The organism is Bacillus sp. AY18-3, from assembly GCF_008042305.1.
Lineage (GTDB): Bacteria > Bacillota > Bacilli > Bacillales > Bacillaceae_G > Bacillus_A > Bacillus_A wiedmannii.
The window spans coordinates 1-14,308 of sequence record NZ_QKQR01000013.1; the positions used below are offsets into that span (position 1 = coordinate 1).

The 14,308-nt window shown below is 34.9% G+C and carries 19 protein-coding genes; 10 read left to right on the forward strand and 9 right to left on the reverse strand.

Annotated elements, in window-relative coordinates; genetic code table 11:
* Positions 1-512: 512 nt before the first annotated feature.
* Positions 513-1,748 carry a dicarboxylate/amino acid:cation symporter gene (locus DM800_RS11515; protein ID WP_000814822.1) on the forward strand — a complete coding sequence of 412 codons (1,236 nt, stop codon included), beginning with the start codon at positions 513-515 and terminating at the stop codon, positions 1,746-1,748.
* A 22-nt stretch (positions 1,749-1,770) separates the two neighbouring features.
* On the opposite strand, the gene DM800_RS11520 is transcribed toward DM800_RS11515, so the two are convergent.
* Together DM800_RS11520 and DM800_RS11525 are read right to left on the reverse strand one after the other, a co-directional pair.
* Positions 1,771-1,926 (reverse strand): hypothetical protein, encoded by a 156-nt coding sequence (locus DM800_RS11520; RefSeq protein ID WP_000184933.1) that lies wholly within the window; start codon positions 1,924-1,926, stop codon positions 1,771-1,773.
* Between the two features lie 136 nt (positions 1,927-2,062).
* Positions 2,063-2,482, reverse strand: coding sequence for a MarR family winged helix-turn-helix transcriptional regulator (locus DM800_RS11525; protein WP_137035313.1), 420 nt, complete (start codon positions 2,480-2,482; stop codon positions 2,063-2,065).
* Positions 2,483-2,644: 162 nt separating this feature from the next.
* Here DM800_RS11525 and DM800_RS11530 point away from each other — a divergent pair, with 162 nt between their 5' ends.
* Both DM800_RS11530 and DM800_RS11535 read left to right on the forward strand, forming a co-directional pair.
* Positions 2,645-3,076, forward strand: a complete 432-nt coding sequence (locus tag DM800_RS11530) for a YrvL family regulatory protein (RefSeq protein ID WP_087984835.1) — start codon at positions 2,645-2,647, stop codon at positions 3,074-3,076.
* A 33-nt stretch (positions 3,077-3,109) separates the two neighbouring features.
* A complete protein-coding gene (locus tag DM800_RS11535; protein WP_147786880.1) occupies positions 3,110-3,697 on the forward strand; it encodes a thioredoxin family protein in 588 nt (195 codons plus the stop codon).
* Positions 3,698-3,726: 29 nt separating this feature from the next.
* On the opposite strand, the gene uppP is transcribed toward DM800_RS11535, so the two are convergent.
* A complete protein-coding gene (uppP, locus tag DM800_RS11540; protein WP_060489503.1) occupies positions 3,727-4,518 on the reverse strand; it encodes a bacitracin resistance undecaprenyl-diphosphatase in 792 nt (263 codons plus the stop codon).
* A gap of 181 nt (positions 4,519-4,699) precedes the next feature.
* Between uppP and DM800_RS11545 the strand changes: the two genes are divergently transcribed.
* From DM800_RS11545 to DM800_RS29145, 3 genes are all read left to right on the forward strand, one after another.
* Positions 4,700-6,064, forward strand: coding sequence for an MATE family efflux transporter (locus DM800_RS11545; protein ID WP_087984834.1), 1,365 nt, complete (start codon positions 4,700-4,702; stop codon positions 6,062-6,064).
* 70 nt (positions 6,065-6,134) lie between these two features.
* Entirely contained in the window at positions 6,135-6,308 is a 174-nt protein-coding gene (locus tag DM800_RS11550; protein WP_000343559.1) for a hypothetical protein, read from the forward strand.
* A gap of 20 nt (positions 6,309-6,328) precedes the next feature.
* Positions 6,329-6,478, forward strand: a complete 150-nt coding sequence (locus DM800_RS29145) for a hypothetical protein (RefSeq protein ID WP_087984832.1) — start codon at positions 6,329-6,331, stop codon at positions 6,476-6,478.
* A 63-nt stretch (positions 6,479-6,541) separates the two neighbouring features.
* On the opposite strand, the gene DM800_RS11555 is transcribed toward DM800_RS29145, so the two are convergent.
* Positions 6,542-7,060: a biotin transporter BioY gene (locus DM800_RS11555; protein ID WP_098147033.1), complete on the reverse strand. Its 519-nt coding sequence runs from the start codon at positions 7,058-7,060 to the stop codon at positions 6,542-6,544.
* Between the two features lie 83 nt (positions 7,061-7,143).
* Here DM800_RS11555 and DM800_RS11560 point away from each other — a divergent pair, with 83 nt between their 5' ends.
* Positions 7,144-8,052 carry an aminoglycoside phosphotransferase family protein gene (locus DM800_RS11560; protein WP_087984830.1) on the forward strand — a complete coding sequence of 303 codons (909 nt, stop codon included), beginning with the start codon at positions 7,144-7,146 and terminating at the stop codon, positions 8,050-8,052.
* On the opposite strand, the gene DM800_RS29150 is transcribed toward DM800_RS11560, so the two are convergent.
* The 5 genes from DM800_RS29150 to amaA form a co-directional block, all read right to left on the reverse strand.
* Entirely contained in the window at positions 8,049-8,210 is a 162-nt protein-coding gene (locus DM800_RS29150) for a hypothetical protein (protein ID WP_046958209.1), read from the reverse strand. The genes DM800_RS11560 and DM800_RS29150 overlap by 4 nt on opposite strands.
* A 98-nt stretch (positions 8,211-8,308) precedes the next feature.
* Entirely contained in the window at positions 8,309-9,082 is a 774-nt protein-coding gene (locus tag DM800_RS11565) for a hypothetical protein (protein ID WP_087984829.1), read from the reverse strand.
* Between the two features lie 24 nt (positions 9,083-9,106).
* Complete coding sequence (locus DM800_RS11570; protein ID WP_000041145.1) at positions 9,107-9,553, reverse strand: flavodoxin; 447 nt, start codon at positions 9,551-9,553, stop codon at positions 9,107-9,109.
* On the reverse strand, positions 9,546-9,722 hold the full coding sequence (locus DM800_RS29155) for a hypothetical protein (protein WP_179955672.1): 177 nt from the start codon (positions 9,720-9,722) through the stop codon (positions 9,546-9,548). The genes DM800_RS11570 and DM800_RS29155 overlap by 8 nt, the downstream gene beginning before the upstream one ends.
* Before the next feature lie 226 nt (positions 9,723-9,948).
* Positions 9,949-11,118 carry an N-acyl-aliphatic-L-amino acid amidohydrolase gene (gene amaA / locus DM800_RS11575; RefSeq protein ID WP_087984828.1) on the reverse strand — a complete coding sequence of 390 codons (1,170 nt, stop codon included), beginning with the start codon at positions 11,116-11,118 and terminating at the stop codon, positions 9,949-9,951.
* 328 nt (positions 11,119-11,446) lie between these two features.
* On the opposite strand from amaA, the gene DM800_RS11580 reads away from it, so the two are divergent.
* Genes DM800_RS11580 through dltB form a run of 3 tightly spaced genes read left to right on the forward strand, consistent with a single transcriptional unit; the run spans position 11,447 to position 14,283 of the window.
* The gene (locus tag DM800_RS11580; protein ID WP_000440293.1) at positions 11,447-11,593 is read left to right on the forward strand and encodes a teichoic acid D-Ala incorporation-associated protein DltX; all 147 of its coding nucleotides are present in this window, start codon (positions 11,447-11,449) and stop codon (positions 11,591-11,593) included.
* A 12-nt stretch (positions 11,594-11,605) separates the two neighbouring features.
* The gene (dltA, locus tag DM800_RS11585) at positions 11,606-13,120 is read left to right on the forward strand and encodes a D-alanine--poly(phosphoribitol) ligase subunit DltA (RefSeq protein ID WP_098147035.1); all 1,515 of its coding nucleotides are present in this window, start codon (positions 11,606-11,608) and stop codon (positions 13,118-13,120) included.
* Positions 13,117-14,283, forward strand: a complete 1,167-nt coding sequence (dltB, locus tag DM800_RS11590; RefSeq protein WP_087984826.1) for a D-alanyl-lipoteichoic acid biosynthesis protein DltB — start codon at positions 13,117-13,119, stop codon at positions 14,281-14,283. The genes dltA and dltB overlap by 4 nt, the downstream gene beginning before the upstream one ends.
* Positions 14,284-14,308: the final 25 nt, after the last annotated feature.

The following is a 14,308-nucleotide window of genomic DNA, read 5'->3' on the forward strand; positions in this document are numbered from 1 at the left end:
CTTTTATAGTATATGTATCGAAGTTGTTCCTCCCTAATTTATAAGACATTCCCCAGTGTCTTGAACAACTTCCATCCCTAATTAAATTGACATAAATTGTCCCCTTCCTTAGGCCATCATTTGCGATGGTCTTATTTTTTGTTTACTCTACCTCTTATTTAAAACTCCCTCTCTCTTTCACTCTATGTTCACATGGGGGTCACATCCAACTTTTATAGTATATGTATCGAAGCTGTTCCTCCCTAATTTATAAGACATTCCCCAGTGTCTTTGAATGGCTTCCATCCCTAATTAAATCGACATAAATTGTCCCCTTCCCTAGACCATCCTATGTGATGGTCTACTTTGTGTTCTAACTAGATTCCCCAACTTTTTTGCTTACTTTAGCAAAAGCAATCTATATTTAAATACATATTTTCATACAAAATATTCAGAAAATACTGTCAAAATAGGCGGTTTTTCTGTACAATTAATGTAGAAAGTAATTTCACAAAAATAAAGGGGGGGTTTTATTGAAACAAACAAAAGCAATCTTAATCGCATTATTTCTCGGTTTAGTCGTCGGACTGACTTTAAATTTAGCTGCACCATCCATTTTTGAACCATTAAATCAATATGTGTTCAATCCACTTGGTCAATTATTTATTCGCCTCATTAAAATGCTAGTTGTTCCTGTTGTATTCATTTCTATCGTGCTTGGATCTGCTGGGCTTGGAGACCCGAAACAACTTGGAAGAATCGGCTTAAAATCAATTTCATTCTTTCTTGTAACTACAGCCGTTGCCATCTCTATTGCAGTTACATTTGCACTGATTATACAACCAGGATCTGGCGGTAACTTTAAAACCGAAGGGCTTAAATATGAAGGGGCAAAAACCGAAACATCTTTCGTCGATACATTGCTAAATATCGTACCAGATAACCCAGCAAAAGCGATGGCTGATGGAAACATGTTACAAATTATTGCCTTTGCCGTATTAATCGGACTCGGTATAGCTATTTTAGGAAAACGGGTTCAAGGTATCCATTCATTACTTGAACAGGGCAACGAATTAATGATGTATCTTGTTAATCTCGTTATGAAATTAGCTCCAATCGGAACATTTGGATTGCTCGCTTCATCCGTTGGTAAAATGGGTCTTGCAGGCGTCGCTGCGATGTTCAAGTATATGATTGTCGTTATGCTAGTACTTATTATTCACGGCGTCTTCGTCTATGGCGGATTATTAAAGGTATTAGCAAAAGAAAGTATTGTCCGTTTCTTTAAACATTTCGGACCGGTAATGGCAATTGGGTTTAGTACATCTAGCTCTAATGCATCTCTTCCGTTTGCAATGAAAACAGCACAAGAAAAACTTGGCGTTCCAAAAGCGATAAGTTCTTTTGTACAACCACTAGGTGCAACAATTAATATGGATGGTACTGCCATTATGCAAGGTGTAGCAACTGTGTTTATCGCTCAAGTATACGGAGTTGAGCTTACTATGTCCCAATTAGCTGTCGTCGTATTAACTGCTGTACTAGCTAGTATCGGTACTGCTGGTGTACCAGGTGTTGGACTTGTAATGCTTACGATGGTTTTAAATCAAGTAAATCTACCGGTAGAAGGTATTGCCTTAATTATCGGTATTGATCGCATTTTAGATATGTCAAGAACAGCTGTAAATATTTCCGGTGATGCAATTTGCGCAATGATCGTCGCAAAATCAGAAGAAAAATATAATACGGATCAATCCGCAGCATCTTAAATCAAAAAAGGAGTGAATTATTTCACTCCTTTTTTGATTTACTTCCTTTTTTCGAACGATATTCTTTTCCTTTATTATCATTACCAGTCTCAAATTCAGTACTAAACTCTTGCTGAAATTGTCCTGATTTTGGTGAGCCTTGATTTCCGCTCCCTTTACTACCATTTCGATTTGTCATATGTCTGCCCCCTTCCTTTACTAGTAGTATGTTACATATTTTCTTTTTTATAATCTTTTACATACGAAAGAAGACCTTCCTCTCATAAGGAAGGTCTTCTCCTTTATTACGTAAGCGTTTTCTTACCTGCGATGAATTAAATAAGTTTTTTAGAAATTGATATCATTATATTCATTTCTTCTTCTGAAAGCGTGGAGAATCTTTCTTGTAAATATTTCTTTTTCTCCCCTTCCATTTTTGCAACTAAATCTTTTCCTTGTTCTGTAATCTCCAAATATACAACTCTGCGATCTGACGTAGAACGTGAACGAGTTACAAAACCTTTATTAATTAATTTTTCTGTGACAGCTGTAATATGACTATTCGACACATTTAACTCATTGGCTACACGTGATACCATTTCTTTATTCGTACGATTCAATATTCTAAGGACGATGAACTCATTCCACGGTATGTAACCACCAAATATCTTTCCAATATCATTACGCAACGTGCGGAACATAGCAAAAACATTTGTCGATAGTTCTTCCATTAATTGCTCTCGATTTTGAGACAACTTTGACAGCCCCTTTTATTTCATTTAGTTAAATAAAAACCTTATTAATAATTTTACATGAAATCTTACTTTTTGTCACCTTATTTTCCCACAATTCGTAGTTTTTTAATAGATATTTCATGATACAATAAAGTTAATTTTCCAGAAAAAGGGGATGGAATAGTGAGTGAAGAAGAAAAATTTTCTAATCTCAATCTAAAAGATAAGACTTTGATTATTGGTTTTGTTATTCTGTTTCTCATTATAATTTTTGCATTTATATTCTTTGTTTATGTAGGAATCTTTCATATTACAGGTATAGAGTATAGATCACGCACTGCTTTACTTCTATTTTTTCTATTAATCACTTTCTTAGACGGTATTACATTCTTTATCTTCGGTTTCCTCAAGGCGTTGCTATATCCAATGACAAAAAACATGCCAAATTGGCTCGCTATTACTCTTTTTGCAATCATTGAAATTACGCTAGATTGGTTCGTCATTCATACTGCCGATGATTGGATAGAGAGCGTACAACTGTCCAATCTTACTGAATTATGTGTCGTACTATTCCTTTTCCTATTAAATCAATTATTAAGTGACAAGAAAGAGTAAGAATGCAAGCTTTTCTATATAAAAATTGGTACAATGAAAACAAATCATACTAAAGAGGTGTTACTTATGAACTTACAACAATGGGCTGATAAAGGTATGTCCTTTGATACATATGTGAATGAAATGAAAGTAAATCAATATGAGCTACTGCACATTTACAATAACTTTTCAATTCCAAATGAATTACTTCCTGTATTAGAAGAACGCCAAAATGATGGCTGGCGTGTTATCGTATTAACAGCTGATTGGTGTGGTGACGCTCTTTTATGCGTACCTGTTATGAAACGAATTTCTGAAGTTGCAAATATTGATATGAGATTATTAATTCGCGATGAAAACTTAGAATTAATGGATCAATATTTAACAAATGCAACAGCACGTGCCATTCCAATTTTTATTTTCATTGATAAAGATGGAAATGAACAAGCCGTTTGGGGACCACGCGCTCCAAAAGTACAAGAGTTAGTAACTTCAATGCGCGCTACATTGCCTGAAAAAGAAGATCCAACATTCGAAGAGAAACAAAAAGAAATGTACGCTAATTTCCGTGCTACATTAGCTGATGATACTTCTCTTTGGGAACATGTAATGGAAAGCATGATGGAAAAAGTAGTAAAATAAAAAAACTGCCGAACTCGGCAGTTTTTTTATTACATAATGAAGAAATAGAATACCGCAGCTAAAATGAAACGATAGTAAGCGAACGGTGTTAGTTTTACACGACCTAATAATTTTAAGAATGAAACAATTGCAAGCATCGCAACAACGAATGCTGTAATAAATCCTGTTGCAAATAACGGGATATCAGCCGCACTTAATATATCCCAGCTTTTAATTAAATCTAAACCACTTGCAGCTACCATCATTGGTACTGCTAAAATAAATGTATATTCAGCCGCCGCTGTATGTGACACGCGAGCTAATAAACCACCACTTATTGTAGAACCAGAACGAGAAAATCCTGGCCAAAGCGCTAAACATTGGAACATCCCAATTGTAAATGCTTGCTTATATGTGATTTCATCTAATGTTCTTGCTGTACTTGGTTTCGAAAACTTCTCAGCAACAATCATTAAAATACCACCAGCCACTAAACTGATGACAACTGGGCCTGGCCCAAATAAAACTTCTTTAATCGCACTATGGAACAATACGCCAAGTACGCCGGCAGGAATCATCCCGATAATAATATGTAATAAATTTAACGATGGTCCATCTGTTACTTTCCCAATACCTACTAAAGACCATAGACGCTTCCAAAATATAACAACAACTGCTAAAATCGATCCCAATTGAATAACAACTTCGAAAACTTTCGCTCTCTCGTCGTCAAATCCAAGTAAATGACCTGTTAAAATCATATGTCCTGTTGATGAAACTGGTAAAAACTCTGTTAAACCTTCAACAGCACCCATGATTATTCCAATTAACCAATCAGCCACGAGTAGTGCCTCCTTAATAACAAATATGTAATTTTTCACACCTTATCATAATACCTTATCCCCTTTTAAAGTGCATCCTTTTTTTATTGATTGTACATGTTGTATGCGCGTATTTCTTTTCTATTTTTTGATTAAATTGTATGATAGTATGAGTTTGTTTTTTTAGCGGAAGGGGGATTTTATGAAAGAAACTAATTCATTCTCACAAAAATTAAAGCAATTTGTATTACTATTTTTCCCGATTTTCGTAACGCAAATGTCATTATTTGCAATGAGTTTTTTCGATACGACAATGTCCGGGCACGCAAGTCCTATTGATTTAGCGGGTGTTGCTATCGGAACAAGTATATGGCTTCCCGTTAGTACCGGATTAACAGGAATTTTAATGGCTACTACTCCAATTGTTGCGCAGCTAGTTGGATCAAAGAAAAAAGAGGATGTTCCCCAAGTTGTCATACAAGCAGTATATTTAGCAATTTGTGCTAGTTTCGTGGTCATCCTTATCGGTTTCTTCGCTGTTTCACCTATTTTAAACGGCATGCGCCTGGAAGAACCCGTGGAACGTATTGCGGCACAATTTTTAAGTATTATTGCAATTGGAATTATCCCTTTATTTACTTACACTGTTTTACGCGGCTTTATTGATGCATTAGGAAAAACTCGCACAACGATGATCATTACATTACTATCATTACCAATTAACGTAGTATTAAATTATGTATTAATTTTTGGTCATTTCGGTTTTCCAAAACTCGGTGGTGTTGGAGCGGCAATTGCTTCTGCAGCAACCTATTGGTGCATTTTAATCATTACCGTTATTATTATTCGTACGAAAGAGCCTTTTGCATCTTTCAATATATTTAAACAATTATATCGTCCTTCTCTTTCAAGTTGGACTGAATTCTTAAAACTTGGCGTCCCTATCGGATTTGCTATCTTTTTTGAAACGAGTATTTTCGCTGCGGTGACACTTATGATGAGTAATTTTAGTACGACAACAATCGCTGCTCATCAAGCAGCTATGAACTTCGCTTCCTTGTTATATATGACTCCTTTAAGTTTAGCAATGGCAATGACCATCGCTGTTGGATTTGAAGTTGGAGCAAAGCGATACAATAACGCAAAACAATATGGATTTATCGGGATTGGCTTAGCACTTGCATTCGCCCTATTATATTCAATTCTTCTCTACTTCTTTGATGATGCAATTGCTTCAATTTATACGACAGATATACAAGTTCATCATTTAGCAAAAGAATTTCTTATATTTGCGATTTTATTTCAAATTTCAGATGCAATTGCAACTCCTGTACAAGGGGCACTACGTGGTTATAAAGACGTAAATGTTTCCTTAATTATGACATTAATCGCTTACTGGGTAATAGGTCTCCCTCTCGGTTACATATTAGCAACTTATACTGACTGGGCAGCAAAAGGATATTGGATCGGTCTTATTATCGGTCTAGCATTTGGCGCTATCTTCCTCCTTGTCCGTCTCTTTCAAGTTCAAAGAAAATATACAATAGAAAACCGCCGCTCACGATAGAGGGGCGGTTTTCTTTATGCATATTTTTTCTTTGAACGTATAACATAATGAAAAAGAAAGGTGGATACATATGGACGAAAAAGAAAAAAAGCAATCATTCGATGAAGAATTCGCCCCTGAAATTTCACCTGGATATCGGCAAGATGTACATAAGCCACCTAAATATAAAAACACCTCGTTTTTAATGGGCATTACCATTTTTGCTGCGGTGTTACTCGTACTCATCATTTTCGTTTATTTTTAAGGAAAGGTGACATATTATATATGAAGAAACAAGATTCCAATCGTTCAAAAAGAACTGTGAAAACAGAAAAAGGGTATGCAGGTAATTCTGTTCTTACACAGAAACAAGTCGAGCAAGGAAATTTATATATTGCTCAAAAAGAACTTGGTCAACAAAATGAAAACCTTTAGAATCCCTCAAAGAACTGGGGGATTTTTTTATCCGCTATTTGTAGCACTGATTCATGTTTCACTTTATTGTACATACTGTTTTTGTTCTAACACCTTAAATATATTATTAACCTTTACAATTTTTATTTCATAATTCAATTTCATTTCGCTTCTCTTACCATTTTCAGTACCCGCAACGTACGCTACAGTTTGATAAAGAAAACTTTCATCCGTCACTTCACGTATGTCCTCGTTTGTAAATTTATACTCTAAATCCCGAAACCGATTTGGATAATAATTTCCTATTAATTGTTCATACCCTCTATTTACAAATAGTACTTCACCTTTTCGTTTCACATCTTCTTTATTATTAAGCTCAAACACTGATAATTGCTCTGTCACAAAATGTTCTCCTACCTTTTTCATTTCATTATGAGTTAAAGTTTCTATACTTTTGTTCTTTAATTCATTATTTAATCCGTACTGATTAATCGGTTTAAAGCTAGCAAAAACCTCTTCTTTATATGACCAAAACAATCCAAAAGCGATACATAGAGAAATGATAAATAGTCTTTTCTTCGTAATACTCCCGCCCTTCTTCATAATGATAGTTATATTTTAACATATAGAAAGAAAATTCTGATATCATAAAGTGGAATAACTTAATTCAGAAACGAGGAGCAATTATGGACTCTTACAAACAGTATATAAAAGAAGCTTTGCCTAATCTTTCTATACATTCATATAAACAAAATGAAGAAGGATGGGATAATGTAGCAGTTATAGTAAATGATGAGCTACTGTTTCGTTTCCCACGAAAACAAGAATATGCAATGCGAATTCCTTTAGAAAAAGAACTGTGCATAATTCTCTCTCATTTGCTACAAGAAATCGAGGTTCCAAAGTATCACCTATTCTATAAAAAGGACACTGATACTATTCCCCTCTGTAGTTACTATACTCTCATTCATGGTGAACCGTTTAAAAAAGAAATAGTTACCAAGCTAGAGAAAAAAGAACTTGAAGTAATTATTACACAATTAGCGACTTTCCTTGCGGCTCTACATAGTATTCCTTTAAAGCGTGTGAAGGCATTAGAATTTCCTATAGAAAAAACACTCACCTACTGGAAAGAGCTACAAACAAAATTAACTCAATATCTTACTAACAGTCTTACTTCATACCAGAAATCAGCGTTAAATTGTTTATTCGAAAATTTCTTTACATGTATCGATACATCCACTTTTCAAAAAACAATTATTCACGCTGATTTTACACATCATCACATTTTATTTGATCACCAAAATAAAGCCATTTCAGGTATTATCGATTTTGGTGATGCTCAAATTGGAGATCCCGCCTTTGATTTTGCTGGGCTATATTATGATTTTGGACATGAATTTACTACATCAGTATATGAACAATACAGTACGCTTATTTCACACCATGATCCATTACTCATTCATCGCATCACGACCTTTTATCAATACAGTCCTTTATTACATAATATGATTTATAACTTTGAAACAAAGAATGAACTTGAATTTCTAGCAGGTACAGAAAAACTGAAAGTAATACTACAGGGCCGAGATTAAATTCTCTCCCGATATTCTCTCTCTTCATACATCATTAACTTTTTATCCATTTCAACAATAATTTGATACAGTTGAAACGCTTGTAAAATTTGCAGTTGAATTCCAAAAGGAGCATTCTGTTCTTTTAACCATTGAAATACTTTCGTTTCATCTTTCATTGATTATTCCTCCCTTTATTAAAATCTGCTACAAATATACGGTAAATGATGAAAAGCTTTTCATGTCAATAACAAAAAAGGATGCAAAATTGCATCCTTTAATGTACGATATTTTTCTTCTGCTTCGCTTCTTTCTTTACTTCTTCCCTTTGGCATTCACTACGAAACGCACAACTCATACACTCAGAACGAAAATGACGCTCTGTATAATGCTCAGGTTGTTGCAACATTTCTTTCATTCTAGATAAATCAGCCATGCCAGTTATAATATCTTCCTGTTTCGGAATGTACTCATACTTAGTTCCTTCTATTAAATTAATAACTTCAATTTTTCCTGGAAGAATGCCGAAAGCTTTATAACTGAATACTGTCATTAACTTTTGACAAAGAGCAAGCATTTCCTCATCCGCATCGACAACATACTTTTTAATTACAAACGACTCAGTACTCCACTCACCAACTTCTAATGTCAATGACATGTGGACACCTAACTCTTCCATATATGTTTGAAATTTTTCATACAAAAATAACGGCGGTGTCTGACTATCATCTCTTTCACCAAACTGTAATAAGTGATCTGTTAGCTTCGCTAACACAATATAATACTCCGCCTTCGAAGCAAACATATTAACCCTTACTTTTTTCCAATACTTTTCTATTAATATTAAAAGTACAATTTTCGTTTGTTGGCCCGCAGGTAGTGTGTAATATTCGTTAATAATTCGATTCACAATCATTTGTGCGATTTGTTGCCATTCAAACGAAGAAGGTTCTCTTCTTTTTATATGACGAAAATAAAATTTATGCGGGCAACGCATAAAATCATACAAATGATAATCTGTCATCGTTTTGATTGCGATTTTCTCATGCACTTGCTCTCCATCTCCCTTCTGCCATTAAGAAAGGTGTTTTACAAATTCAGCTCCAAACTGTAAACATTTTTCTACATCTTCATCTTCTGGCGTTAATTCTACTTTTAGTCCTTCTAACACAACTGCAGCTCCGCGCTCTTGTAGCTTTTCTATTAAAATGTCAACCGCCACGCCGTATTTCGGATAAGCCGAATCACATGATCCGAATACTGCTGCTTTTTTCCCATTTAAATCAATAGAATCCATTGCGTCATAAAAATCTAAGAAATCATCAGGAAGGTCACCATCTCCCCAAGTGTAAGCACCTAAAATAATTCCATCATACTGTTCTAGTATAGAAGCCTCTGGTGAATCCATAATATCGATCACTTCAATTTCATTTTCTGTTTCACGAATTGCACCCGCAATATGATCAGCCATTTCCTCTGTATTTCCACTCATACTTGCAAATATCATTACTAACTTACTCAACTGAATCTCTCCTTTTACCTTGTATCTCTTTTTCTGTTGGAAGTGTACTCTTCTCATCTACATATTCAGATCGACTTACATTTCGTTGCCATTCCATATGCTGATCAACATCTTTATTTTTATCTTTTAATCCCCTCCGCAGAAGGTGAAATTTTTTTCTCATTAACATGTCGCATCCATCCTATTGATAATAATTATCAATTTCAACTACCCTTAGATTAATTGACAGTGATTATCAATGTCAATAACTATTTTTAAAAAAATGATTAAAATGTACAAGCTTGTCCGTTAGCTATTCATATACTATAAATGAGCATAGTTCTTTCTCAGCCCTCTCTGACGGAAAGAAATAAAAGCAACTGCGATAGAGCGCAGTTGCCTTTTTTTATACTTTTTTACGATTTTAACAATCTTATCGCTGTCTCTAGAAATAATTCCACTCCATAAATTAAAGCTGCTTCATCTACATCAAATTTTGGATGATGATGTGGATAACAAGTATCTATCTTTTCATTCCCCGTCCCCAATTTAATGAAGCAACCCGGTGCTTTTCTTAAATATGCTGAAAAATCTTCTCCTCCCATAGAAGGTTCAAGCTTCACAACACGCTCATTCCCAAACAAATGTAGTGCACTTTCTTCTACTACTTTCGTAATATATTCATCATTAATAACCGGATCATATCCATATCGATACGTATATGTATACTTCCCTCCATGCGCTTTTGTAATTCCTTTCACGATTTGCTCAATTTTCTCTTCTGCTTCTATTCTTAACGCTTGATTAAAAGAACGCACAGTTCCCATTAAAGTTGCTGCATTAGGAATAATATTATCAGCCATTCCCCCATGAAACTGCGTAACTGAAACAACTCTTTGCATGAAAGCACTTGTATTTCTTGATACGATATGTTGTAAATTTGTAATAATCTGCGCTCCGATAGCAATAGGATCTATCGTTTCTTCTGGCCTCGCCGCATGCCCTCCTTTCCCTTGAATTTCAACTGTAAATACGTCCGGTGCCGCCATCATCGGTCCATACGCAATTCCGATTTTCCCGCTCTCCAATCCAGACATAACATGTAAACCTATTACATAATCAACACCATCCATCACGCCTGCCTCAACCATTTCTTGTCCCCCGCCAGGATACACCTCTTCTGCGTGCTGAAAGAAGAGACGAATCTCACCTACGAAATCTTCCTTTATATTTGATAGCACCTCTGCTGTACTTAACAAAATAGCTGCGTGAGCATCATGCCCACATGCATGCATCATTCCTTTATTCACAGACGTATAAGATTTCCTTGTCTCCTCTTGAATTGGTAAAGCATCTATATCAGCTCGAATCGCAACTACTTTCCCTTGTCCCGTCCCTCTTTTAATTGCTAGTACACTATACTTCGTCGGTCTCGTTACTTCAAAAGAAGAAAATGAACATAATGTATCATATATAAATTGTGAAGTTTCTTTTTCATGAAATGATAATTCCGGATATTTATGAAAATGCTGTCTCCACTTAATAATGTTTTCTTCTGAAATAAGATCCTTCCACATCCTCTTCATCAGAAATTCCTCCTCTTATGAAACTTTAACAATTCATATATTAACTATGAAAAACTCAAACAAATATTACATTTCTATACATTCTCCCAGACCACTTTTATACATTCACACAATCCACTTCCTATTTACATGTCAAACCCATTACAAATTCATGCTGAATGTAATATAATTGCTAAGTTAGGGATTTTCTTTTTTAGTATTTAGTGCTAATATCAGAAAAGAGCCTTTTGACTTATTTTTACCTAAAATGTGGAATTTTGTTTTTTTCACAATAATGTAGGACATGATACCTACAAAGAGCTATCATTTCATTAAGAGAGGGAAAGACATGGAAAGATTAAAAGAGATATGGTCTCGACCACTCACACAATGGGTTGCAAAGACGGTTTATTACCTTGCAATTTTATTTGCATTGCTTTGGTTGTATGGATTCCATGATACAAACACAAGTACATTTATTTACAACGAATTTTAGGGTGGGAACGTTATGAAGTTATTAGAACAAATTGAAAAGTGGGCTATTGAAACGCCTGATCAAACTGCTTTTGTTTGGCGAGATGCGAAAATTACGTACAAACAATTAAAGGAAGATTCTGATGCGTTAGCACATTGGATTTCTTCTGAGTATCCAGATGATCGTTCACCAATTATGGTGTATGGCCATATGCAACCTGAAATGATTATTAACTTTTTAGGATGTGTAAAAGCTGGACACGCTTATATTCCTGTAGATTTATCTATCCCAGCTGATCGTGTACAACGTATCGCTGAAAATTCTGGTGCGAAACTACTTTTATCAGGAACTGAAGTAACTGTAACTGATTTACCAGTTCGCATTGTAAGTGAAGACAACTTAAAAGATATTTTCTTTACTCATAAAGGGAACACTCCAAATCCTGAACATGCGGTAAAAGGTGATGAGAACTTCTACATTATTTACACATCAGGAAGCACAGGTAATCCGAAAGGGGTTCAGATTACTTATAACTGCCTTGTAAGCTTTACAAAATGGGCTGTAGAAGATTTCAACTTACAAACAGGACAAGTATTCTTAAACCAAGCACCTTTCTCATTCGATTTATCTGTCATGGATATTTACCCATCATTAGTAACAGGTGGTACACTTTGGGCAATCGATAAAGATATGATTGCACGTCCAAAAGACTTGTTTGCTTCTTTAGAGCAATCGGATATACAAGTATGGACTTCAACACCATCTTTCGCAGAGATGTGTTTAATGGAAGCATCTTTCTCTGAGAGTATGCTACCGAACATGAAAACATTCTTATTCTGCGGTGAAGTGTTACCAAATGAAGTAGCTAGAAAATTAATTGAGCGTTTCCCGAAAGCGACAATTATGAATACGTACGGTCCAACAGAAGCTACTGTCGCTGTAACAGGTATTCACGTTACAGAAGAAGTGCTTGATCAATACAAATCACTTCCAGTTGGCTACTGTAAATCAGATTGCCGCCTTCTTATTATGAAAGAAGATGGCACCATTGCACCTGATGGTGAAAAAGGTGAAATCGTAATTGTCGGTCCAAGCGTAAGTGTTGGATATTTAGGAAGCCCTGAATTAACAGAAAAAGCATTTACTATGATTGACGGTGAGCGCGCCTACAAAACAGGCGATGCTGGCTATGTTGAAAATGGTCTTCTATTCTATAATGGTCGTCTTGATTTCCAAATTAAGCTGCATGGTTATCGAATGGAATTAGAAGAAATTGAGCATCACCTTCGTGCGTGTTCTTACGTAGAAGGAGCAGTTATCGTTCCAATTAAAAAAGGTGAGAAATACGATTATTTATTAGCGGTTGTTATTCCTGGCGAACATTCATTTGAAAAAGAATTCAAATTAACATCTGCAATTAAAAAAGAACTCAATGAGCGATTACCAAACTACATGATTCCACGTAAATTCATGTATCAATCTTCTATTCCAATGACACCAAATGGAAAGGTAGATCGCAAAAAATTATTGAGTGAGGTTACAGCATGACCGCATATGGATCATTTTATTTTTTCGCTATAGTGGGCATTTTATTAATACCTACTATCATAGCTGGACTAAAAGGTAAAATGTTGCGTAAATATAATGCCGTTTTAACATTAGTAATGCTCGTTATTATCTTCTCGGATAAACCGAAGCAAGCGATTATGTTAGCCGCATTTATTATTTGGCAATATGCCCTTATTAAAGGCTATTTAATTTTAAGAAAACAAAATAATAGTACATTCATGTTTTGTATGGCTGTTATTTTGTCGATTTTACCGCTCGTTTTAGCAAAAATTGCACCGTTTGTACCTGAGCTAAAGTTTGTTGTATTTTTAGGAATGTCCTATGTAACATTTAGAGCAGTACAAATGGTATTTGAAGTTCGTGATAACTTAATTAAAGAACTTTCCTTCTTTAATTTTTGGGAATTCATTTTATTCTTCCCAGCTATCTCAACGGGACCTATCGATCGTTACCGCAGATTCCAAAAAGATATTCAAAAGCCACCTAGTGCAGAAGAATATCAAAATTTACTATATACAGGGCTAAACCGTATTTTCCAAGGTTTCTTGTATAAATTTATTATCGCTTACTTAATAAAGCAATATTTTATGGATCCGGCATTCGCTCAGCAAGATACAATCCTATCAAATATGATTTACATGTATAGCTATAGCTTATATTTATTCTTTGACTTCGCTGGTTATAGCTCATTTGTAATTGGTGTAAGTTATATGATGGGAATTAAAATTCCAGAAAACTTTAATAAACCATTCATTAGTCGTAACATTAAAGACTTCTGGAATCGCTGGCACATGACCTTATCATTCTGGTTCCGTGATTTTATTTACATGCGTTTCGTCTTTTTTGCAACGAAGAAAAAGTTAATTAAAAACCGTTACACAATTTCGTATATCGGTGCATTTTTAAACTTTTTCATCATGGGAATATGGCATATTACTGGTGAGCATGTGTATCAATACATTATTTATGGTCTTTATCATGCCGCACTGTTTATTTTATTCGATATTTTCGAGCGAAAAAACAAGAAGCATAAGTTTTGGCCAAACAATAAATTTACACACGTCCTTGCGATTGTAATTACGTTCCACGTTGTATGTTTCGGTTTCCTAATTTTCTCTGGACACCTTAACAGATACTTTTAATGCACCCTTCTTATACTAGTAAGAA